The organism is Pseudonocardia sp. Ae505_Ps2 (assembly GCF_001932425.1).
In the GTDB taxonomy this organism is placed as follows: domain Bacteria; phylum Actinomycetota; class Actinomycetes; order Mycobacteriales; family Pseudonocardiaceae; genus Pseudonocardia.
The window spans coordinates 5,806,105-5,827,407 of record NZ_MCIP01000001.1 but is presented as its reverse complement, the minus strand read 5'-3'; the positions used below and the strand labels follow the sequence as shown (position 1 = coordinate 5,827,407).

The 21,303-nt window shown below is 73.6% G+C and carries 23 protein-coding genes; 16 read left to right on the top strand and 7 right to left on the bottom strand.

Features of this window, described 5'->3' with window-relative positions:
* The first annotated feature begins 11 nt into the window (after positions 1-11).
* The 4 genes from Ae505Ps2_RS27160 to Ae505Ps2_RS27145 all read left to right on the top strand — a co-directional run bounded on the left by Ae505Ps2_RS27160 (position 12) and on the right by Ae505Ps2_RS27145 (position 4,472).
* Positions 12-761 (top strand): succinate dehydrogenase/fumarate reductase iron-sulfur subunit, encoded by a 750-nt coding sequence (locus Ae505Ps2_RS27160; protein ID WP_075554110.1) that lies wholly within the window; start codon positions 12-14, stop codon positions 759-761.
* Positions 762-1,000: 239 nt separating this feature from the next.
* Positions 1,001-1,801, top strand: coding sequence for a hypothetical protein (locus Ae505Ps2_RS27155; RefSeq protein ID WP_075333661.1), 801 nt, complete (start codon positions 1,001-1,003; stop codon positions 1,799-1,801).
* An 8-nt stretch (positions 1,802-1,809) separates the two neighbouring features.
* Positions 1,810-3,714: a fumarate reductase/succinate dehydrogenase flavoprotein subunit gene (locus Ae505Ps2_RS27150; protein WP_075554328.1), complete on the top strand. Its 1,905-nt coding sequence runs from the start codon at positions 1,810-1,812 to the stop codon at positions 3,712-3,714.
* Positions 3,711-4,472 (top strand): succinate dehydrogenase/fumarate reductase iron-sulfur subunit, encoded by a 762-nt coding sequence (locus Ae505Ps2_RS27145; protein ID WP_075311091.1) that lies wholly within the window; start codon positions 3,711-3,713, stop codon positions 4,470-4,472. Before Ae505Ps2_RS27150 ends, Ae505Ps2_RS27145 begins: the two co-directional genes overlap by 4 nt.
* An 80-nt stretch (positions 4,473-4,552) precedes the next feature.
* Here Ae505Ps2_RS27145 and Ae505Ps2_RS27140 read toward each other — a convergent pair whose 3' ends face one another.
* Positions 4,553-4,831, bottom strand: coding sequence for a hypothetical protein (locus tag Ae505Ps2_RS27140; RefSeq protein WP_075311093.1), 279 nt, complete (start codon positions 4,829-4,831; stop codon positions 4,553-4,555).
* 68 nt (positions 4,832-4,899) lie between these two features.
* On the opposite strand from Ae505Ps2_RS27140, the gene Ae505Ps2_RS27135 reads away from it, so the two are divergent.
* The 4 genes from Ae505Ps2_RS27135 to Ae505Ps2_RS27120 all read left to right on the top strand — a co-directional run bounded on the left by Ae505Ps2_RS27135 (position 4,900) and on the right by Ae505Ps2_RS27120 (position 7,621).
* The gene (locus Ae505Ps2_RS27135; RefSeq protein WP_075311095.1) at positions 4,900-5,568 is read left to right on the top strand and encodes an alpha/beta hydrolase; all 669 of its coding nucleotides are present in this window, start codon (positions 4,900-4,902) and stop codon (positions 5,566-5,568) included.
* Positions 5,569-5,640: 72 nt separating this feature from the next.
* Positions 5,641-5,970 (top strand): hypothetical protein, encoded by a 330-nt coding sequence (locus Ae505Ps2_RS27130; RefSeq protein ID WP_020623684.1) that lies wholly within the window; start codon positions 5,641-5,643, stop codon positions 5,968-5,970.
* Positions 5,971-5,972: 2 nt separating this feature from the next.
* A complete protein-coding gene (locus Ae505Ps2_RS27125) occupies positions 5,973-6,833 on the top strand; it encodes a CoA ester lyase (protein WP_233147624.1) in 861 nt (286 codons plus the stop codon).
* Between the two features lie 77 nt (positions 6,834-6,910).
* A complete protein-coding gene (locus Ae505Ps2_RS27120; protein WP_075311097.1) occupies positions 6,911-7,621 on the top strand; it encodes an SDR family oxidoreductase in 711 nt (236 codons plus the stop codon).
* Between the two features lie 10 nt (positions 7,622-7,631).
* Here Ae505Ps2_RS27120 and Ae505Ps2_RS27115 read toward each other — a convergent pair whose 3' ends face one another.
* Positions 7,632-8,540, bottom strand: coding sequence for a LysR family transcriptional regulator (locus Ae505Ps2_RS27115; RefSeq protein WP_075311099.1), 909 nt, complete (start codon positions 8,538-8,540; stop codon positions 7,632-7,634).
* Positions 8,541-8,589: 49 nt separating this feature from the next.
* Here Ae505Ps2_RS27115 and Ae505Ps2_RS27110 point away from each other — a divergent pair, with 49 nt between their 5' ends.
* The gene (locus Ae505Ps2_RS27110) at positions 8,590-10,593 is read left to right on the top strand and encodes a prolyl oligopeptidase family serine peptidase (RefSeq protein ID WP_233147623.1); all 2,004 of its coding nucleotides are present in this window, start codon (positions 8,590-8,592) and stop codon (positions 10,591-10,593) included.
* Complete coding sequence (locus Ae505Ps2_RS27105) at positions 10,590-11,330, top strand: AAA family ATPase (protein ID WP_075554109.1); 741 nt, start codon at positions 10,590-10,592, stop codon at positions 11,328-11,330. Before Ae505Ps2_RS27110 ends, Ae505Ps2_RS27105 begins: the two co-directional genes overlap by 4 nt.
* 53 nt (positions 11,331-11,383) lie before the next feature.
* On the opposite strand, the gene Ae505Ps2_RS27100 is transcribed toward Ae505Ps2_RS27105, so the two are convergent.
* From Ae505Ps2_RS27100 to Ae505Ps2_RS27085, 4 genes are all read right to left on the bottom strand, one after another.
* The gene (locus tag Ae505Ps2_RS27100) at positions 11,384-12,250 is read right to left on the bottom strand and encodes an amino acid ABC transporter permease (protein WP_075311105.1); all 867 of its coding nucleotides are present in this window, start codon (positions 12,248-12,250) and stop codon (positions 11,384-11,386) included.
* Positions 12,247-12,894, bottom strand: a complete 648-nt coding sequence (locus tag Ae505Ps2_RS27095) for an amino acid ABC transporter permease (RefSeq protein ID WP_020622570.1) — start codon at positions 12,892-12,894, stop codon at positions 12,247-12,249. The genes Ae505Ps2_RS27100 and Ae505Ps2_RS27095 overlap by 4 nt, the downstream gene beginning before the upstream one ends.
* 97 nt (positions 12,895-12,991) lie before the next feature.
* The gene (locus Ae505Ps2_RS27090; protein ID WP_043276813.1) at positions 12,992-13,876 is read right to left on the bottom strand and encodes a glutamate ABC transporter substrate-binding protein; all 885 of its coding nucleotides are present in this window, start codon (positions 13,874-13,876) and stop codon (positions 12,992-12,994) included.
* Positions 13,877-13,917: 41 nt separating this feature from the next.
* Positions 13,918-14,646 carry an amino acid ABC transporter ATP-binding protein gene (locus Ae505Ps2_RS27085; RefSeq protein WP_020622568.1) on the bottom strand — a complete coding sequence of 243 codons (729 nt, stop codon included), beginning with the start codon at positions 14,644-14,646 and terminating at the stop codon, positions 13,918-13,920.
* A gap of 134 nt (positions 14,647-14,780) precedes the next feature.
* Between Ae505Ps2_RS27085 and Ae505Ps2_RS27080 the strand changes: the two genes are divergently transcribed.
* From Ae505Ps2_RS27080 to Ae505Ps2_RS27065, 4 genes are read left to right on the top strand one after another with little or no spacing between them, the layout of a single operon-like run.
* Positions 14,781-15,464, top strand: a complete 684-nt coding sequence (locus Ae505Ps2_RS27080; RefSeq protein WP_075311113.1) for a response regulator transcription factor — start codon at positions 14,781-14,783, stop codon at positions 15,462-15,464.
* A 15-nt stretch (positions 15,465-15,479) separates the two neighbouring features.
* The gene (locus Ae505Ps2_RS27075) at positions 15,480-16,934 is read left to right on the top strand and encodes a HAMP domain-containing sensor histidine kinase (protein WP_075311115.1); all 1,455 of its coding nucleotides are present in this window, start codon (positions 15,480-15,482) and stop codon (positions 16,932-16,934) included.
* Between the two features lie 3 nt (positions 16,935-16,937).
* The gene (locus Ae505Ps2_RS27070; RefSeq protein ID WP_075311117.1) at positions 16,938-17,330 is read left to right on the top strand and encodes a MerR family transcriptional regulator; all 393 of its coding nucleotides are present in this window, start codon (positions 16,938-16,940) and stop codon (positions 17,328-17,330) included.
* Positions 17,331-17,384: 54 nt separating this feature from the next.
* Complete coding sequence (locus tag Ae505Ps2_RS27065; protein WP_075311119.1) at positions 17,385-18,338, top strand: NADP-dependent oxidoreductase; 954 nt, start codon at positions 17,385-17,387, stop codon at positions 18,336-18,338.
* Here Ae505Ps2_RS27065 and Ae505Ps2_RS27060 read toward each other — a convergent pair.
* A complete protein-coding gene (locus Ae505Ps2_RS27060) occupies positions 18,332-19,297 on the bottom strand; it encodes a TAXI family TRAP transporter solute-binding subunit (RefSeq protein WP_075311121.1) in 966 nt (321 codons plus the stop codon). The two genes, Ae505Ps2_RS27065 and Ae505Ps2_RS27060, sit on opposite strands and share 7 nt — an antisense overlap.
* A gap of 63 nt (positions 19,298-19,360) precedes the next feature.
* Here Ae505Ps2_RS27060 and miaB point away from each other — a divergent pair, with 63 nt between their 5' ends.
* Together miaB and Ae505Ps2_RS27050 are read left to right on the top strand one after the other, a co-directional pair.
* Positions 19,361-20,857, top strand: a complete 1,497-nt coding sequence (miaB, locus tag Ae505Ps2_RS27055) for a tRNA (N6-isopentenyl adenosine(37)-C2)-methylthiotransferase MiaB (RefSeq protein WP_075311123.1) — start codon at positions 19,361-19,363, stop codon at positions 20,855-20,857.
* Positions 20,854-21,300, top strand: coding sequence for a hypothetical protein (locus tag Ae505Ps2_RS27050; protein ID WP_075311125.1), 447 nt, complete (start codon positions 20,854-20,856; stop codon positions 21,298-21,300). The genes miaB and Ae505Ps2_RS27050 overlap by 4 nt, the downstream gene beginning before the upstream one ends.
* Positions 21,301-21,303: the final 3 nt, after the last annotated feature.

Below are 21,303 nucleotides of genomic sequence, written 5' to 3'. Positions count from 1 at the left end.
GACCGACGGACATGAAGCTCAACCTGAAGGTCTGGCGCCAGCGCGACGCGGTCGACAAGGGGCGCCTGGTCACCTACACCGTCGACGCCGACGAGGACATGTCGTTCCTCGAGATGCTCGACGTGCTCAACGAGAAGCTGATCCTGTCCGGCGACGAGCCGGTCGCGTTCGACCACGACTGTCGCGAGGGCATCTGCGGCTCGTGCAGCATGGTCATCGACGGCCGTCCGCACGGCCCGCAGCGGGCGACCACCACCTGTCAGCTGCACATGCGGCACTACTCCGACGGCGACACGATCGTCATCGAGCCGTTCCGCTCGGGCTCGTTCCTGGTCATCAAGGACCTCGTCGTCGACCGCGCCGCGTTCGACAAGATGATCCAGGCCGGCGGCTACGTCTCGGTGAACACCGGGTCGGCGCCGGAGGCCAACTCCAACGCCGTGCCGAAGTCCGCCGCGGACCGCTCGTTCGCCGCGGCGAACTGCATCGGCTGCGGTGCCTGCGTCGCGGCCTGCCCGAACGGGTCCGCGTCGCTGTTCCTGGGCGCGAAGCTGACCCACCTGGGTGAGCTGCCGCAGGGTCAGCCGGAGCGCTACGAGCGCGTCGTCAGCATGGTGGAGGAGCACGAGGCCGCCGGGTTCGGTGGCTGCACCAACACCGGCGCCTGCGCCACCGCCTGCCCGAAGGAGATCCCGCTCGACGTGATCTCCCAGCTGAACCGCGACTACCTCGCGGCCACGGTGGGCGGCCGCAAGAAGTAGGACGCACCGTCGCGACGGCCCGGGCCACTCCTTCCGAGGGGTGCCCGGGCCGTCGTGCGTCGTGCGACGTGTGACCCACGTCTCGATGGAACGGCCAATCGCCATCCCGACGTAGATCACATGTGATCTGCGTCGTACTCTCTGGCGACCACCGCACCGTGCGTGCGGCGGGTGTTCACGAGGACACGACGTCGTGTCAGGTCTCTTCGGCGTCGTCGAGACGACAGGAGCTCCCGTACGTGTCATCCACCACTGACGCGTCCACCGGCCGGGCCACCATCGCCGCGCGCACGCTGCGCACGGACCGATGGTGGCTTCCCCCGCTGGCCACCTTCGTGGCGTTCGTCGCCTGGGTCGCGTACGCGACGGTGCGGGCGTTCATGCAGGACCACTACTTCGTCCCCGAGTACGGCTATCTGACGCCGTTCTACTCGCCGTGCGTCTCGACCGGCTGCTTCGAGGAGGCAGCGCACTTCGGCCGCTTCCTGCCCGACGTCTGGTGGCTGCCCTACGCGGCGGTCTCCCTGCCGTTCCTGCTGCTGTTCCGGCTGACCTGCTACTACTACCGCAAGGCCTACTACCGGGCGTTCTGGCTCTCCCCGCCGGCCTGCGCGGTCGCCGAGCCGCACCGGCGCTACACCGGTGAGACGCGCTTCCCGCTGATCCTGCAGAACGCGCACCGCTACTTCTTCTACATCGCCGGGATCATCACGCTGATCAACACCTACGACGCGGTGCTGGCCTTCGCCAAGCCCGGCGGCGGGTTCGGCCTGGGGCTGGGCAACATCATCCTGGTCGTGAACGTGGTGCTGCTGTTCGGCTACACGCTGTCGTGCCACTCGTGCCGCAGCGCCGTCGGCGGGCGGCTCAACCACTTCTCCAAGCACCCGGTCCGCTACAAGCTCTGGACCCAGGTCTCGAAGCTGAACACCCGGCACAACCAGTTCGCCTGGGCGACGCTGGTGAGCCTCGCCGTCACCGACTTCTACGTCATGGCCGTCTCCGCCGGCTGGATCAGCGACCTGCGGATCGTGGGGTGAGCACCGAGATGGACGAGCAGATCGAGCGGCACGACTACGACGTCGTCGTCATCGGGGCCGGCGGTGCCGGCCTGCGGGCGGCGATCGAGGCGCGGCTGCAGGGCAAGCGGACGGCGATCATCTCCAAGTCGCTGTTCGGCAAGGCACACACCGTGATGGCCGAGGGCGGCTGCGCGGCGTCGATGGGCAACGCCAACCCGAACGACAACTGGAAGGTCCACTACCGCGACCCCATGCGCGGCGGGAAGTTCCTCAACAACTGGCGGATGGCCGAGCTGCACGCCAAGGAGGCCCCGGACCGGGTCTGGGAGCTGGAGACCTACGGCGCGCTGTTCGACCGCACGAAGGACGGGAAGATCAGCCAGCGCAACTTCGGCGGGCACACCTACCCGCGGCTGGCGCACGTCGGCGACCGGACCGGCCTGGAGCTGATCCGCACCCTGCAGCAGAAGGTCGTCTCGCTGCAGCAGGAGGACCTCGCCGAGACCGGCGACGCGGAGTCCCGGATCCGGGTCTTCCACGAGTGCACGATCACCGAGCTGTTCACCACCGACGGCGCGATCTCGGGCTGCTTCGGCTACTTCCGCGGCGACGGTCGGTTCGTGCGCTTCGACGCCCCGGCGATCGTGCTCGCCACCGGCGGCGTCGGGAAGAGCTACTCGGTCACGTCGAACTCCTGGGAGTACACCGGCGACGGCCACGCGCTGGCCCTGCGCGCCGGCGCGACGCTGATCAACATGGAGTTCCTGCAGTTCCACCCGACCGGCATGGTGTGGCCGCCGTCGGTGCGGGGCCTGCTGGTCACCGAGTCCGTCCGCGGCGACGGCGGCGTGCTGCGCAACACCGACGGCACGCGGTTCATGTTCGACTACGTGCCGGACGTGTTCAAGGAGCAGTACGCCACCACCGAGGAGGAGGGCGACCGCTGGTACACCGATCCGGACAACAACCGGCGCCCGCCCGAGCTGCTGCCCCGCGACGAGGTCGCCCGGGCCATCAACTCCGAGGTCAAGGCGGGCCGGGGCACCGAGCACGGCGGGGTGTTCCTCGACGTGTCCACCCGGCTCAAGCCCGAGGAGATCCTCAAGCGGCTGCCGTCGATGCACCACCAGTTCAAGGAGCTGGCCGACGTCGACATCACGAAGGAGCCGATGGAGGTCGGCCCGACCTGCCATTACGTGATGGGCGGGGTCGAGGTCGAGCCGGACACCGCGATGTCGAGGGTGCCCGGCCTGTTCGCGGCCGGTGAGGTCGCGGGCGGCATGCACGGCTCCAACCGGCTCGGCGGCAACTCGCTGTCGGACCTTCTGGTGTTCGGCCGTCGCGCCGGGCTGCACGCCGCGCAGCACGCGGACCGGGGACGGCCGGCCGTCGCCGAGGCCGACGTCACCGCGGCGCTGGAGCGGGCGATGCTGCCGTTCTCCGGTGCGACCGCCGGTGGGGAGAACCCGTTCGTCGTCCAGCAGGAGCTGCAGAAGACGATGCACGAGCTCGTCGGGATCATCCGCAAGGGCGAGGAGATGGAGCTCGCGCTCAAGAAGCTCGAGGACATCGCGACCCGCACCCGCACCGTCTCGGTGGAGGGGCACCGCCGCTTCAACCCGGGCTGGCACCTGGCCCTGGACCTGCGCAACATGTTGCTCGTCGCGCTGTGCACCGGGAAGGCGGCCCTGGAGCGCCAGGAGTCGCGGGGTGGGCACACCCGCGACGACTTCCCGGTCATGGACTCCGACTGGCGCCATGTGCTGCTGGTCTGCCGCGCCGTCGGAGAGGACGGCATCGAGCTGACCCGTCAGGAGCAGCTCCCGATGCGGCCCGACCTGTTCGACCTGTTCGAGATGGACGAGCTGAAGAAGTACTACACCGGTGACGAGCTGGGCGGTCACCGGGCCGATGCGGAGGGACCGCGATGAGCAGCCATCTCCACCACTTCCGCGTCTGGCGCGGCGACGACACCAAGGGCGAGCTGGTCGACTACCCGGTGGAGGTGAACGAGGGCGAGGTCGTCCTCGACGTCATCCACCGGCTGCAGGCCACCGAGGCCGGCGACCTGGCCGTGCGCTGGAACTGCAAGGCGGGCAAGTGCGGCTCGTGCTCCGCGGAGATCAACGGTCGGCCGCGGCTGATGTGCATGACCCGGATGAACACCGTCGACGACAGCGAGGTCGTCACCGTCACGCCGCTGCGCAGCTTCCCGGTGATCCGCGACCTCGTGACCGACGTGTCGTTCAACTACACCAAGGCCCGTGAGATCCCCAGCTTCACCCCGCCCGAGGGCGTCGCGCCGGGCGAGTACCGGATGGCGCAGGTCGACGTCGAGCGGAGCCAGGAGTTCCGCAAGTGCATCGAGTGCTACCTGTGCCAGAACACCTGCCACGTGGTCCGCGACCACGAGGAGAACAAGGAGGCGTTCGCCGGGCCGCGCTACCTGATGCGGATGGCCGAGCTGGACATGCACCCGCTCGACGCGCACGGCAACCGCGCCGTCGAGGCCCAGGAGGAGCACGGACTGGGGTTCTGCAACATCACCAAGTGCTGCACCGAGGTGTGCCCTGAGCACATCAAGATCACCGACAACGCGCTCATCCCGCTCAAGGAGCGCGCGGTGGACCGCAAGTACGACCCGCTGGTGTGGCTGGGGGACAAGATCTTCCGTCGCACCGGGAGCTGAACGTGTCCCCGCACCCCGGCGACGGCCGTCGCACCCGCCGCACGGGGTGCGGGGACCGCGCCGGAGGTGCGACGGGCCGCTCAGCCCTCCATCGACCGGCGGATCTCGGCGAGCCGCTCGGCCGCCCTGCGCTCGCGTTCGGCGAACGCGTCCTGGGCCTCCGCGGCGCGCACGTCGCCGCCTGCGAGGTCCTCGGCGGCCGCCGCGGTCGCGGCGCGTCCCTCGATGCGATCGCGCACGTAGGAGAACGTGGGGACGCCGTCGTCGGTGTAGTCGGTGACCGGCTCGACCGGGTCGGGCACGGCGGGGTCGGCAGGCTCCGGGTCGGGGACGGCGGGCAGGCGGGTCGGATCGGTCATCGGGCCTCCTCGGTTCCGCCGTCGACGGTAGGCGATGAGAACGCCGCGCGCGGACGGTCCACACCGGTATGACGACCTTTGCGCTGGTCCCCGGGGCGGGGACCGACACCTGGTACTGGGGCCCGCTGGTACGGGAGCTGACCCGGCGCGGCCACCGCGCCGTGCCGGTCGAGCTGCCCTGCGACGACGACGCCGCCGGACTGGAGGACTACGCCGACGCCGTGGTGGCCGCGGTCGAGGGTGCCGAGGACCTGGTGGTCGTCGCGCACTCCTTCGGCGGGTTCAGCGCGCCGCTGGTGTGCGACCGGATCGCGGTGCGCGAGCTCGTCCTGGTGACGGCGATGGTGCCGCAGCCGGGCGAGTCCGCGGCGCAGTGGGGCGCCGCGACCGGCTCCGGTGCGGCGCTCGCCGAGCAGGCCGCGCGCGACGGGCGCGACCCCGACGACGTCGTCGGGCTCTTCTACCACGACGTCGACGAGGCGGTCGCGAACGAGGCGCTGCGCCACGAGCGCGACCAGTCCGCGACGCCGTGGAACCAGCCGTGGCCGCGGGAGTCCTGGCCGGAGGTGCCGACCCGGTACCTGCTGTGCCGCGAGGACAAGCTGTTCCCGGCCGCGTTCGTCCGGACGATGCTCGCCCGCCGGCTGCGCGGCGTCGTGCCCGAGATGGTGTCGGGCGGGCACCACCCGATGCTGTCGCACCCCGGGGAGCTGGCCGCGGCGCTGCTCGGCCGCTGAGGACGGCCCCCGAGGACGGCCCCCGAGGACGGGCCCCGAGGGCGGGGGCCGGTGGCAGGCGATGATGACGCGGTGGCGCGCACACGGATCCGGGAGCTCGTGGTGGTGCACGACGCGGCCTGTGCGCCGTGCTCGCGGATCGCACAGGAGCTGCCGGGCTGCGTGCGGGTCCGGGTCCGGGCGCGCTCCTGCCGCGAGCCGCGGCTGGCCGAGATCTACCCGAACCTCCCGGCCGCCGTCGCCGGGTGCCGGACGCCGGCGGTCGGCGTGCTCCGCACCGACGGGCAGGTCCGCTGGTGGACCGGGATGAGCGGGGTGGTCGGCCTGGCTCCGGTCCTGCGACCCGGGGCGCTGCCGGCCGCGGTGCGCCTGCTGCGCGCGGCGGCGACGGCAGGTCGATGATCGTGGTCCGTCCCCGGAACGAGGAGGTCCCGCTCGTGGACACCGTCGCCCGCCCGCTCGACCACGGCCCCGGCCTGCTGTTCTGCCCCGGGAACCGGCCCGACCGGTTCGCCAGGGCACTCGCCGCGGCCGACGCCGTCGTCCTCGACCTGGAGGACGCGGTCGGCCCGGACGACAAGGACGGCGCCCGTGCCGCCGTCGTCGACGCCCTGGCGGGGCTGGACCACACCCGGGTGGTCGTCCGGGTCAACGCGCCCGGCACCCCCGCCCACGACGGCGACGTCGCTGCGCTGGCCGCCCACCCGGACCTCACGCTGATGCTGCCGATGGCGACGAGCGCGGCCGCGGTGGAGGCACTGGCTCCGCACCCGGTGATCGCGCTGTGCGAGACCGCGCACGGGGTGCTGGAGGCGCCGTCGATCGCGCGGGCGACGAACTGCGCGGGCCTGATGTGGGGCAGCGAGGACCTGCTCGCCGACCTGGGCGGCCGCACCGGGCGCGCGTCCGGCGGCGGCTACGGCCCGGCGCTGACCGAGGCCCGCACCCGGATCCTCTACGCCGCGCGTGCCGCGGGCCTCGACCCGGTCGACACCGTGCTGACCGACATCGCGGACACCGACACCCTGCTCGCCGACACCCTCGACGCGGTGGCCGCGGGGTTCGCGGCGAAGGCCTGCATCCACCCGTCGCAGGTCGAGGTCGTGCGCCGCGGGTTCCGGCCCACCGACGCCGAGGCCGAGCACGCCCGCGCCCTGCTCGCCGAGGCGCAGCGCCACCCCGGGGTGTTCCGGTTCGGCGGGGAGATGGTCGACGCGCCGGTGCTCGCCCGGGCCAGGGCGGTCCTGCGCCGCGCCGAGGCATAGACGGCGTCTATGGCAGAGCTCGGAAGCATCGATCGCGCGACGGGACTGCGCGTCGGTCCGGCGACGCTGTACCGGACATGGACATCACCACACTGGCCGGACAGGACCTGCTGATCGTCGGCGGCGGCTCGGGCATCGCCCGCGCGCTCGCCGCCGACGCCGTCGCCGAGGGGGCGACGGTCACCCTCGCCGGGCGCGACCCGCAGCGGCTCGCCCCGGTCGCGGACGCGGTGGGCGCCGCCACCGCCCGGATCGACCTGACCGACGAGGCGAGCATCGCCGCCTTTGCGGCGACCTCGGGGCCGCTGGACCACGTCGTGTCGCTCGCCGCCGCGCCCGCCAACGGGCCGGTCGGCGAGCTGGACCGCGACGCCGTCCACACCGCGTTCGACGCGAAGGTCGTCGGCCCGCTGCTGCTCGCCAAGCACCTCGCCCCACTCGTGCGCGGGTCGTTCCTGCTGTTCTCCGGCGTCGCGGCCTGGCGCCCGGCGCCCGGCCGTTCGGTGATGGCGACGACCAACGGCGCCGTCGCGTTCCTCGCCGAGGCGCTCGCCGTCGAGCTCGCCCCGGTCCGGGTCAACGCGCTCTCGCCCGGCATCGTCGACTCCGGCCAGTGGGACCGGCTCGGCGACGGCAAGGACGCCTTCCTCGCCGCCACGGCCGCGGCCAACCCGGCGCGGCGCACCGGCACCCCGGCCCAGCTGTCCGCCGCGGCCCGGTCGCTGCTCACCAACCCCTTCGTGACCGGCACGACCCTGCACGTCGACGGCGGTGGCCGGCTGGCCTGACCGGCGCCGCTCAGGGGGCGAGCTGCGCGGCGACGGCGGCGGGCACGGGCACCCCGCGCCGTCGCAGTGCGGCGACGAACGCCGCCACCACCGGGTCCCGGCCCGGCCGGGTCAGCGCGACGACCTCCCGGTCCTGCGCCGGGGCCAGCGCCCGCACCACACCCGGGGCACCCGCGGGCAGTGCCGTCACCGGCACCACCGCGACGCCCAGCCCGGCGTCGGCGAGCCGGGCCGCGGTCGTCGCGCTCCGGGTGCGGGTCACCGCGTCGAGGCGGACGCCGTGCGTGGCGGCGAGGGTGTCGAGCCAGCCGGCCAGGCCGTTGGCGGGGTCGTAGTGCACCACCGGGCCCTCGCCGAGCGCGACGACCGGGACCGGCCCCGGCGCCCCGGCGAGCGGATGGCGGCGGGGGAGCACCGCGACGAGCGGCTCGCGGCCGAGCACCTCGGCGTCGGCGCCGTCACGGCCGGGCGGCGGGCACACCCCCACGTCGGCCGCGCCGTCCGCCACCCGGGCGGCGATCTCGTCGGCGCTGGTCAGCTCGGTGAGCTCCACCCGGGTCCGGGCGGTGGCACCGGCGGCGGCCCGCAGCACCGGGGCGAGCAGACCCGCGGTCATCGTCTCCGCGCACGCCACCCGCAGCACCCCGGCGCCGCCGGCCGCGACCGTGCGCCCGGTGGTCAGCACCCGACCCGCGGCCTCCAGCGCGGCGACCGCGTCGGCGTGCACCGCCCGCCCCGCGACGGTCGGGCGCACCCCGCGCGGCAGCCGCTCCAGCAGCGGGGTCCCGACCTCGCGTTCGAGCTGGGCGAGCTGGTGGGACAGGGCGGGCTGGGACAGGTGCAGGGCCGCTGCCGCCCCGGTCACCGACCCGTGGTCGAACACGGCCACCAGGCATTCCAGCGCACGCAGTGTCGGCACGGCGACAACCTACGGGCACGGCGGCACGGTGATGACTAGCGTGGTCGCCGTGACGATCTCCGGGTACGGGTCGTGGCCGACACCGGTCACGTCCGAAGTGGTGGTGACGGCCGCGGTGCGGCTCGGGGAGGTCCGCCCCGACGGTGCGCCCGGCACCGAGGACACCGGGGTGGTGTGGGCCGAGGGCCGCGCCACCGAGGGCGGGCGGACCCAGCTGGTGCGCCGCACCGACGACGGCACCCGCACCGACCTGCTGCCGGCCGGGGCGAACGCGCGCTCGGCCGTCCACGAGTACGGCGGCGGCGCGTGGTGGCTGCACCCCGGCAGCCCCGGCACCGTCTTCTACGTCGAGTGGGCCGACCAGCGCCTGTACCGGCTCGACCGCGGCGGCGAGCCGGTCGCGCTCACCCCGGAGCCCGCGGTGCCCCGCGGTGACCGCTACGCCGACGGCGACGTCGCCCCCGACGGCACCTGGATGGTCGCGGTCCGCGAGCACCACCACGCCGAGCACACCCCGGCGGCCGAGGTCGTCAACGAGATCGTGCGGCTCGACGCCCGCGTCCCGTCGGAGCCGGAGGTGCTGGTCAGCGGCCCGGACTTCGTCGCAGCACCGCGGATCTCGCCGGACGGCGGCACCCTGGCCTGGCTGTCCTGGAACCACCCGTCGATGCCGTGGGACGACGTCGAGCTCACCGTGCGCGACCTGGCGTCCGGGGTGGACACCGTCGTCGCGGGTGGGCCGGGGGAGTCGGTCACCGAGCCGCAGTGGCAGCCCGACGGGTCGCTGACCTTCCTCAGCGATCGCACCGGCTGGTGGAACCTCTACCGGTGGCCGCCCGGCCAGGACATCGAGGCGCTCGTGCGCATCGACGCCGAGATCGGTGTGCCCGGCTGGGCGCTGGGCGGGTCGCGCTACGCCGTCCTGGAGGACGGACGCGTCGTGTTCGCCCGCTCCTCGCGAGGCTTCGACGCCCTGGTCGTGCGGGAGGTCGACGGCCGGATCATCGAGCTCGACACCCCGTTCACCGCGATCGGCTCGGTGCGCGCCGACGGGCCCTACGCCGTCGTCTGCGTCGCCGGGTCGCCCACCGCCGAGCCGGGCGTGCACCGCGTGGTGCCCGCCCCGGAGGGAGCCGGGGAGCCCGGCGCGGCCGGGGTGCAGACCCTGCGCGCCCCGCGCGACCTCGGCCTGCACCCGGAGACGGTGTCGGTGCCCGAGCCGATCACGTTCCTGTCCACCGACGCCGCGGGCGGCCCGCGCACCGGCTACGCGCTGTTCTACCCGCCGCTGGGGGCCCACGAGGCCCCCGAGGGCGAGCTGCCGCCGTTGCTGGTGGTCATCCACGGCGGCCCGACCGGCTCGGCGACGCCGGTCCTCTCGGTCGCCGTGCAGTACTGGACCAGCCGTGGGTTCGGGGTCGTCGACGTCGACTACGGCGGCTCCACCGGCTACGGGCGCGCCTACCGCGAGCAGCTGAAGGGGGCGTGGGGGATCGTCGACGTCGCCGACTGCCTGGCCGCGGCCCGCACGCTGGCCGACGCCGGACGCGTCGACCCGGCCCGGATGGCGATCCGGGGCGGCTCGGCGGGCGGGTTCACCACCCTGGCCGCGCTCGCCCGGGACGACACCCCGTTCTCGGCGGGGGCCGACCACTTCGGCGTCGCCGACCTGGCCGCGCTCGCCCGGGACACCCACAAGTTCGAGTCCCGCTACCTCGACGGGCTGGTCGGGCCGTGGCCCGACGCGGAGGCGGTCTACATCGAGCGGTCCCCGCTCACCCACGTCGAGCGGTTCTCGACCCCGCTGATCGTGCTGCAGGGCGACGAGGACGCGATCGTCCCGCCGAACCAGTCGGAGATGATCGTCGACGCGCTGCGCGAGCGTGGGGTGCCGGTCGCCTATCTGTTGTTCGCCGGTGAGCAGCACGGCTTCCGGCAGGCCGCGAACATCCGCCGGGCGCTCGACGCCGAGCTGGCGTTCTACTCCCGGGTGTTCGGGTTCGCGCTGCCGCCGGAGGAGGGCATCGAGCCGGTCCCCGTCGAGAACCTGTGAGTCCCGGGCACTTCGTCGCCCGCGTCACCCTGGACCCGGACGCGCCCACCGACGGCTACCCGTTCGACCTGGGGGTCGTGCGGTGGCTGCGGGCGCACGGCGGGCTCGCCCTCTACCCGGGTGTCACGTTCCTGGTGGGGGAGAACGGTTCCGGCAAGTCCACGTTCGTCGAGGCGCTGGCGGTCGCGCTGGGGCTGAACGCCGAGGGCGGCTCGCGGTCGTTCCGGTTCGCGCCGCGGGCGAGCGAGTCCGACCTGGGGTCGCACCTGCGGCTGGCGCGCCGGCCCGGCCGGGAACGGAGCAGCTTCTTCCTGCGCGCCGAGTCGTACTACAACGTGGCGACGGAGGTGGAGCGCCTCGACCGGGAGGGCGGCGGGCCGCCGTTGGCCCAGGCGTTCGGCGGCACGCCGCACGAGCGCAGCCACGGGGAGTCGTTCGTCGCGCTGATGACCCACCGGTTCACCCCGCGCGGGCTCTACCTGCTCGACGAGCCGGAGGCCGCGCTGTCGGTCACCGGGGCCCTGGCGGTGCTGGCCCGGATGGTGGACCTGACCGCGCGGGGCAGCCAGTTCGTGGTCGCCACCCACTCGCCGGTCCTGCTCGCGCTGCCCGGCGCGACGATCCTGCAGCTCGACGACGACGGCGCGGTCCGCCGCGTCGGCTACGACGAGGCGCTCCCGGTCGCCCTGACCCGCAGTTTCCTCGCCGACCCGGACGCGTTCCTGCGGCACCTGTAGACGGCGACGGGCCCGGGAGGACGAGGTGTCCTCCCGGGCCCGGGCACCGGGGCTCAGACCGGGGCGCCGCCGGCGGGTGCCGGCGTCGGAGCGGCCTGCGGGGTGGCCTTGCGCGGCCCCTGCGACAGCCGCTTCTCCACCAGCCGCGACAGGCCGGTCAGGATCAGGCACAGCCCGATGTAGAGGACCGCGACGACCAGCGCGACCTGCAGGATCGGCGATCCGAGCTGCACCTGGCTGCCGAGCTGGCGGGCCACGAGCAGCAGCTCCTCGTAGAGGATCAGGAAGCCGAGCGCGGTGTCCTTGAGGACCACCACCAGCTGCGACAGGATCGTCGGCAGCATCGACCGGACCGCCTGCGGGAGCAGCACCGAGGACATCACCTGGGTCTTGCGCAGCCCCAGGGCGTAGGCGGCCTCGCTCTGTCCGCGCGGGACCGCGTTGATCCCGGCGCGGAACACCTCGGCGAGCACCGAGCCGTTGTAGAGCATCAGGCCGAGCACGACGGCCCAGAACGCGGAGATCTCGATGCCCGCGCCCTGCGACATCCCGTAGTACATGATGAAGATCAGGACCAGCAGCGGGACGGCGCGGAAGAACTCCACGACCACCGTGCACGGGACCCGGACCCAGGCGTGGTCCGACAGCCGTCCGGCGGCGAACACCGCCCCGAACACCAGCGACAGGACCGCCGCGACGAGGAAGGCACGGACGGTGTTCCACAGCCCGTCGAGGATGCGGACCTGGATCGCCTCGTAGGTGATCCAGTCCCACATCCGGCCGCTGAACTGGCCGGTGGCCCAGAAGCGGTAGAGGACGAACCCGAGGGCCGCCAGGATCACCGCGACCCCGACGACGCCGATCGTGCGGTTGCGGGCGCGGGCCGCGGGGCCCGGGATGTCGTAGAGGACCGAGCTCATCGGGCCACCCCCCAGCGGGCGTCGAGGCGGCGCTGGACCCAGGTCAGCGGGGCCACCAGGATCACGAAGATCAGCGCCACCCACAGCAGCCCGACGAGCACGTTGTAGCCGCGCTCGGAGAGGTTCTGGTAGATGCCGCCGGCCTGGAACACCGAGAAGCCGGACGCGATCGTGGTGTTCTTCAGCAGCGCGATCTGGATGTTCGTCATCGGCGGGACGGTGGCGCGCACCGCCTGCGGGAGCACCACCTGGCCGAGGGTCTGGGTGAAGGTGAAGCCCAGCGCCCGCGACGCCTCCGCCTGCCCGACCGGGACCGTGTTGATGCCCGACCGCACGACCTCGCACACGAACGCGGCGGTGTAGAGGCTCAGGCCGACGCTCGCGAGCGCGAAGAAGCTGAGCTGGACGAGCTCGAGCCGTGGGTAGGCGAACGCGAAGAAGAACAGCACCAGCGTCAGCGGGGTGTTCCGCAGGATCTGCACGTAGCCGGTGCCGAAGGCACGCAGCGCGGGGACGGGGCTGACCCGCATGCCCGCGATCAGCGTGCCCAGCAGCAGCGATCCGATCGCGGCGACGACGAAGAGGCCGATCGTGCCGGCGAACCCGCCGACGTAGAGGTCGAGGTTGTCCAGCAGGACATCCACCGGGCGGCTCTCCTTTCTCTGGTCCCGACGTGTCTGGACCCGACGCGGCCCGGCGGAGTGGTGACGAGGTCACCGCCCCACCGGGCCGCGGTCGGGATCAGTAGCGCTCGATGGCCGGCGGCTGGGCCTGGGTACCGGACTTGCCCAGGGTGCCGTCGTAGATGGTCTTCCAGGTGCCGTCGTCGATCGCGGCCTGCAGCAGGTCGTTGATCTTGTTGCGGAGCGCGGTGTCGGCCTTCGGGACGCCGATGCCGTAGGGCTCGGAGGAGAACTTCTCCCCGACGACCTTCAGCTGCTCCGGGTTCTGCGCGGCGTAGCCGAGCAGGATCGCGTCGTCGGTGGTGACGGCGTCGACCTGGTTGTTGATCAGCTGGTCGACGCACTGGGTGTAGGTCTGGAACTCCACGACCTGGTCGGTGAGCTTCTGGTCCTTCACCCGCTGGATCGGGGTGGAGCCGGTGACCGAGCAGACCCGCTTGCCCTGCAGCGTCTGCGGGCCGGTGATCGTGTTGTCGTCGGCACGCACGAGCAGGCTCTGGCCCGCGACGTAGTACGGCCCGGCGAACCCGACGCGCTGCTTGCGCTTGTCGTTGATCGTGTAGGTGCCGACGTAGTAGTCGACGTCGCCGCGCTCGATGTTGTCCTCGCGGGCCGCCGACGGGATGACCTTGTACTCGATCTGCTCGGGGGAGAAGCCGAGACCGCCCGCGACCATCCGGGCGATGTCGATGTCGAACCCGGAGAACTCGTTGGTGGTGGCGTCGCGGAAGCCCAGGTTCGGCTGGTCGTCCTTGACACCGATCACGACGCGGCCGCGCTGCTTCATGGCGTCGAACGTGGGGGAGCCCTCGACGGTCACGTTCTGCGCGACGGTCGGCTGGTAGCCCGAGCTCTCGGCGCCGGGTGTGCCCTCGCGGCCGCAGCCGGCCAGGGCGAGGGTGGCGGCCAGGGCGGCCGCCACCAGGATGCGGGTTCTCTTCACGGTTCGCTCCGCTCGTCGGGGGGTGGTGGTGGAAGGCGTCCTCAGTGCGAGAGGATCTTGCCGAGGAAGTCCTTGGCACGGTCGCTGCGCGGGGCGGTGAAGAACTCGTCCGGGGTCGCGTCCTCGACGATCTCGCCGTCGCTCATGAACACGACGCGGTGCGCGGCCCGGCGGGCGAAGCCCATCTCGTGGGTCACGACGACCATCGTCATGCCCTCCTTGGCCAGCGAGGTCATGGTGTCGAGCACCTCGTTGACCATCTCCGGGTCGAGCGCCGAGGTCGGCTCGTCGAAGAGCATCACCTTCGGCTTCATGGCCAGCGCGCGGGCGATCGCCGCGCGCTGCTGCTGGCCGCCGGACAGCTGCGCCGGGTACTTGTCGCGCTGGTTGGCGATGCCGACACGCTCCAGCAGCGCCAGACCAGTCTTCTCGGCCTCGGCCTTGGACACCCCGCGCACCTTCAGCGGTGCGAGGGTGACGTTCTCCAGGATCGTCTTGTGCGCGAACAGGTTGAACGACTGGAAGACCATGCCGACGTCGGCGCGCAGGGCGGCCAGCGCCTTGCCCTCCGCCGCCAGCGCGGTGCCGTCGATCTCGATCGTGCCGGTGTCGATCGGCTCGAGCCGGTTGATCGTGCGGCAGAGTGTGGACTTGCCGGAACCGGAGGGGCCGAGGACGACGACGACCTCCCCACGGGCGACGTCCAGATCGATGTCGCGCAGCACGTGGAGGTCGCCGAAGTGCTTCTGCACCCCGGCCATCCGCACCATGGGTGTGCTGGACGCGGGCGGGCTGGTCATGCTGCCTCCGGACATGGCGAGAGCCTGGACGGAACGGACATGCGAGTCCACCACCTTGAGGAACCTTTAGGGTCTCGGCCACGTAACGGAAAGGGCGGCCACCGGTGCACATCCTGCTGATCGAGGACGACGACCGGGTCGCCGCCGCGCTGCGCCCGGCACTGCACCGGCACGGGATGACCACGACCCGCCTGGACCACGGCCGCGGCGCTGTGGACCACCTCGACGGCGTCGACGTCGTGCTGCTCGACCTGGGGCTGCCCGACGCCGACGGGCTCGACGTCTGCCGGGCGATCCGCGCCGTCTCCGAGGTCCCGGTGCTGATGGTGACCGCTCGCGGCGAGGTCACCGACCGCATCGCCGGGCTGCACACCGGCGCCGACGACTACCTGGTCAAGCCCTACGACATCGGGGAGCTCGTGGCCCGGGTGCACGCGGTGCAGCGCCGCCGCAAGATCGGCGACGACGGCACCGTCGTCCCGGCCGGGTCGGCCCCGGTGACCGTCGGCGACGTCCGCGTCGACCCCGAGCGGTACGAGGTCACCGTCGCCGGGGAGCAGGTGGTGCTCACCCGCAAGGAGTTCCAGGTGCTGTCCCTGCTCGCCCGCGCCGACGGCGCCGTCTGCACCCGCGCCCAGATCGTCGCCGAGGTGTGGGGGCGCGGCTGGGCGGGCGCGAACCGGACCCTCGACGTGCACGTGGCGACCCTGCGGACCAAGCTCGGCCGCCCCGAGCTGGTGCGGACCGTCCGCGGCGTCGGGTACCGCTTCGCCGCCACCGAGGACTGAGAGGGGAACGGCGACGTGCGCAGCCGGCTGCTGCTGGTCGTGCTCGTGCTCGTCGGGCTGCTCGCCGCCGGGCTGGGCGTCCCGCTGGCCTGGACCGCCGCCCAGCGGGCCCAGGAGGAGGTCTTCACCGACCGCCTCACCGACACCATCTCCTTCGCCTCCACCGCCCAGCGCCCGCTCATCGAGACCCCCGCGGGCAGCTCCGCGCTCGCCACGTTCACCGACGAGATCACCCGCTACGACGACGTCTACGGCGTCGCGGTGCTCGTCCTCGACCGGACGGGGCGCACGGTGACCGCCTCCCGCCCGGCCGACCGGCTGCCCGAGCTGGGCGACTACGCCGTCGACCGGACCGAGGTCGCGCTCGCCGGGCGCCGCTCCTCGACCTACCCGCTGCTCATGCCGTGGGACGACCGGCCGCTGGTGCTGGCCGAGCCGGTACTCGTCGACGGCGAGGTCGTCGGCGCGGTGGTGACGGTGTCCCCGACCGACGCCCTGCGGGCCGAGGCGGTGCGCACCTGGTCGCTGATCGCCGGGGCCGCGGTGTTCGCGCTGCTCGCCGGGATCCTGGTCGCGCTGCCGCTGACCGCCTGGGTGCTGCGCCCGGTCCGCCGGCTCGACGAGGCGATGGACCGGGTCGGGACGGCCGTCCTCGCCGGGGGGCCGCCCGGTCCGCCGTCGCGGCGCAGCGGCCCGCCGGAGCTGCGCTCGCTGGCCGAGTCGTTCGACCGGATGACCGAGACGGTGCGCGAGGCGCTCGGCGCCCAGCGCGCGTTCGTCGCCGACGCCTCCCACCAGCTGCGCAACCCGCTCACCGCGCTGCGGCTGCGGCTGTCCAACCTCGACGGGCACGTCGACCCGGCCGCCGCCGACGACCACCTCGCGGCGATGGAGGAGGCCGAGCGACTGTCCCGGGTGCTCGACGGACTGCTCGCGCTGGCCCGCGCCGAGCGCGCGGTGGAGGACCCGGGCGTCGCCGAGGACACCGACCTCGACGTCGTCGTCGCCGAACGGGTGGACAACTGGCGGCCGCTCGCCGAGCACTCCGGGATCGAGCTGCGCCGCAGCGGCCCACGCGGCCTGCACGCCCTGATCGGCGAGCCCGCGCTGGAGTCGGTGCTCGACGCGCTGCTGGACAACGCGCTCAAGTACACACCGCCCGGGCGACGGGTGCGGGTCGCGACGCTGCGCACCGCCGACCGGATCGGGGTCAGCGTCGTCGACGGCGGCCCCGGCCTCGCGCGCGAGGACCGGGCGCGCGCCACCGACCGGTTCTGGCGGGCACCCGGGCAGGCCAACGTCGAGGGCAGCGGGCTCGGCCTGGCCATCGCGGTGCGGACCGCGGCCGCGGCCGGCGGGAGCCTGCAGCTGAGCGACGCACCCGGCGGCGGGCTCCGGGTCACACTGTGGCTGCGGCCCGCGCCCTCCGCGGTGCGTGACCGACCCCCGGCCCCCGGAGAGGACGTGTGAGGAATGCGGATCGGCGAGCTCGCGGAACGCACCGGCGTGAGCGCACGCATGCTGCGCTACTACGAGCAGCAGGGTCTCCTCGCCCCGACCCGCGGCAGCGGCGGCCAGCGGGAGTACGGGACACCGGAGGTCGAGCGCGTCGCCCTGCTGCGGACGCTGTTCGACGCCGGCCTGTCGAGCCGCACGATCGCCCGGCTGCTGCCGTGCGTGGACACCCCGAGCCTGCGGACCGCCGAGGACGCCTTCGCGACGATGGCCCGTGAGCGGGACCGGCTGCGCGAGGCGATGGGGACCCTCGGGACCGCCGTCGACGCCCTGGAACGCCTCATGGCCGGGAACAGCGAGCACCGGGCCGCCCTCGCCGCCGCGCGCCCGGCCGGGTCCGCCGACCGGTGACCTGGGACACGATCACTGGAACCTGACACCGGTGGCAGGTCATAGCGTGCCGGCGTGGTCAACGCATACGGATACCGCGCCTTCGGCGGCCCCGACGTCCAGGAGTTCCTCGACCGCCCCGCCCCGGTGCCGGGTGCGCACGAGGTCGCGCTCGCCGTCGCCGTCGCCGGGGTCAACCCCCTCGACCACGTCCTGCGCGCCGGCGGGGTGCCGATGATCAACGGGCACCTCCCGTTCCCCCAGGTCCTCGGGATGGAGGCCGCGGGGGTGGTCACGGCGGTCGGGACCGCCGTGACGGGCCTCGCGGTCGGGGACAGGGCGTTCGGGTTCGCCCTCACCGGCGCCGGGACCTACGCCACCGACACGTTGCTGCTCGGCTCGGCCACGGCCCGAACGCCGGACGCGCTGTCCGACGAGTGGGCGGCCACCGTGCCGGTCGCCGGGACCACCGCGCTCGACGTCGTCGACCAGCTGGCACTGCCGCGCGGTGGCCGGTTGCTGGTCAACGGGATCGGCGGGGGCGTGGGGCTGGCCGTCGCCCAGCTGGCCCGCGCCGGTGGGCTCGAGGTGATCGGTACCGCGGGCGTGACCAAGCGCGACGTCGTCACCGGGACCGGGGCGGTGTTCGTGGACCACCGCGCGCCCGGTGCGATCGACCGGCTGCGCGCGTTCGCCCCCGGCGGCTTCGACGGCGTCGTGGACCTCGTGGGCGGCGCGTCGCTGCGTGCCGTCGCACCGCTCGCCGCCACGCCACGGGCCGTGGTCTCGGTCGGGGACCCCACGGTCGGTGAGGTCGGCGGCGTCGTCGTGGAGCGCCACACCGACCGCCGGACCCTGGAGCGGGTCGCGGCGCTGATGGTGCAGGGCGTCCTCGACCCGCACGTCACGGCGGTGTACCCCTTCGACCGGGCGGCACAGGCCCTGGCGCGGGTGGAGGACGGGCACGCGACGGGGAAGACGGTGCTCGACCTGTCCGCGCGGGGTCAGCGAGGTCAGCGAGGTCAGTAGCCCTTGGTGGCCCGGTAGAACTCGACGGCGCCCTCGTGCAGCGGGATCGGCTGGGTGCCGATGGCCGAGCGCGAGTCGACGGTCACCGCGGCCGGGCTGGCCTGCGTCAGCCGGGGCTGCTCGTCGAAGGCCGCCCGGATCAGCGCGCGGGCCAGGTCGGCGTCCATCCCCTCGGTGACCAGCAGCGCGTTGCGCACCGACAGGCACGACACCGGGCCGGGCAGCCCGTAGGTGTTCGCCGGGACCGTCGCCACGGAGTAGACGGGGTACCGCTCGCGCATCCGGTCGAGCACCCCGCCGAGCTCCAGCAGCCGGATCGGGACCCGGGCGGCCAGCTCCCGCACGCCGTCGGTGGGCACCCCGCCGGACCAGAAGAACGCGTCGAGACGGCCCTCGACCAGCGCCGTCGCCGCGTCCGGCAGCCCCAGCTCCGCGCGGGTGCCCAGGCCCGCGACACCGATCCCGGCGACGTCGAGCAGCCGGATCGCGATCGGCTGGTAGCCGCTGCCGCCCGGGCCGATCGACACCCGTCGTCCGCGCAGGTCGGCGATGCTGCGCAGGCCGGAGTCGGCACGCACGACGAGGTGGGTGACGTCGTCGTAGAGCCGGGCCAGTGCGCGGGGCTCGGTCGGGCCGGTGACGCGCGCGGCGACGTCGGCGGCCACGTCGACCTGGCTGATCGCGACCGCCGCCCGCCCGTCGGTCAGCAGCTCCATGTTCTGTGCGCTGCCCGCGGTCTCCAGCACCCGGGGGGCGGCGGGGAGCCCGAGGCGTTCGTGCCAGATCTCGGACAGCGTGCGCGCGAGGTTGATGTACACCCCCGGCTGCACCCCGCCCGCGATCACCAGCGGCTCGGCGGGCCGCGGTCCGGTGCAGCCCGGGAGCACCGCCCCCGCACCCAGTACGACGCCCGCACCCAGCAGGGCGCGCCGCGTCAGCGGGGGACCGGACCGGTGCATCGGGCCATCATCCCCGACGGCCCCGTCCCGGCGCCGTTCGCCGGGGCGCCTACCCTCGGGTGTGTGAGCCGCAGCTACACCGTGCGCACCTACGGGTGCCAGATGAACGTGCACGACTCGGAGCGGATGGCAGGTCTGCTGGAGGACGCCGGGTACGCCCGGGCCGAGGACCCCGACACCGCCGACGTCGTCGTGTTCAACACCTGCGCGGTGCGGGAGAACGCGGACAACAAGCTCTACGGCAACCTCGGGCACCTGCGCCCGCGCAAGGTCGCCAACCCGGACATGCAGATCGCCGTCGGCGGTTGCCTGGCCCAGAAGGATCGCGACACGATCACCCGGCGGGCGCCGTGGGTCGACGTCGTGTTCGGCACGCACAACGTGCACGCACTGCCGACCCTGCTGGAGCGCGCCCGGCACAACGACGAGGCCCAGGTCGAGATCGCCGAGGCGCTCGAGGTGTTCCCCTCGACGCTGCCCGCGCGCCGCGACTCCGCCTACGCCGGCTGGGTGTCGATCTCGGTGGGCTGCAACAACACCTGCACGTTCTGCATCGTGCCGTCGCTGCGCGGCAAGGAGCGCGACCGCCGCCCCGGCGACGTGCTCGCCGAGGTGCAGACCCTCGCCGCCGACGGCGTGCTGGAGGTGACCCTGCTCGGGCAGAACGTGAACGCCTACGGCTCGGACATGGGTGACAGGCAGGCGTTCTCGAAGCTCCTGCGGGCCTGCGGCGAGGTCGAGGGGCTGGAGCGGGTGCGGTTCACCAGCCCGCACCCGCGCGACTTCACCTCCGACGTCATCGCCGCGATGGCGCAGACCCCGAACGTCTGCCCGCAGCTGCACATGCCCCTGCAGTCCGGCTCCGACGACGTCCTGCGCCGGATGCGTCGCAGCTACCGCTCGGAGCGGTTCCTCTCGATCCTGGCCGAGGTGCGGGAGTCGATCCCGCACGCGGCGATCACCACCGACATCATCGTCGGGTTCCCGGGCGAGACCGAGCAGGACTTCGCCGACACCCTCGACGTCGTCGAGCGGGCCCGGTTCGCCGCGGCGTTCACCTTCCAGTACTCGAAGCGGCCCGGCACCCCGGCCGCGGACCTGCCCGACCAGCTGCCCAAGGCCGTCGTGCAGGAGCGCTACGAGCGCCTCGTCGCGCTGCAGGAGCGGATCTCCTGGGAGGAGAACCGCACGCAGGAGGGCACGGTGGTGGAGCTGCTGGTGTCCACCGGCGAGGGCCGCAAGGACGCGGCGACCGCCCGCCTCACCGGTCGTGCCCGGGACGGGCGGCTGGTGCACTTCGCCCCCGGTACCGCGACCGGCATCCGGCCCGGGGACGTCGTCACCGTCCGGATCGACCGGGGCGCCCCGCACCACCTCGTCGCCGACGGCGGCGTGCTCACCCACCGCCGCACCCGCGCCGGCGACGCCGCCGAGGCCGGCGAGCGCCCGTCCGGGGCACCCACCACGCTGGGGCTGCCGGCGTTCGGCGCTCCGGCGTCCGAGCCGGCTCCCGCCGCGCCGTCCTGCGGCGTCCCCGCCACCACCGGAGGTCCCCGATGAGCGACGTGTCCCCGCAGACCCGCGCCGAGATCGACCGGGCCGGGCGCGGCGTCGCCCGCCGGATCGACCCCGGCTCGCGCGCCATGCTGATCGCGGTGGCGATCGTCGCCGCGGTCGCCGCGCTGCTGCTGCCGTGGGTGGCGGGCACCCCGGGCTGGCAGGTGCTGTCCTCGGGCACCTCCGGGCCGCTCCCGACGCTGTTCTCGTTCACGATGACCGGGTTCGCCGTCGTGGTGTCGGCCGCGGCGCTGCTGACCCGGCTGTGGGCACTCGCGTGGTTCGCGGCCTTCGGCTGCGGGATCTCCTCGGTGAACGGGCTGTGGGCGATCTGGTCGCAGCAGACCGGCGCCGAGGCCGGGCCCGGGTTCGGGATGGTCCTCGGCGTGGTCGCCGTGGTGCTGCTGACCTTCGTGTGGGCGGGCGCCGCGCTGCAGCGCGACTGACCC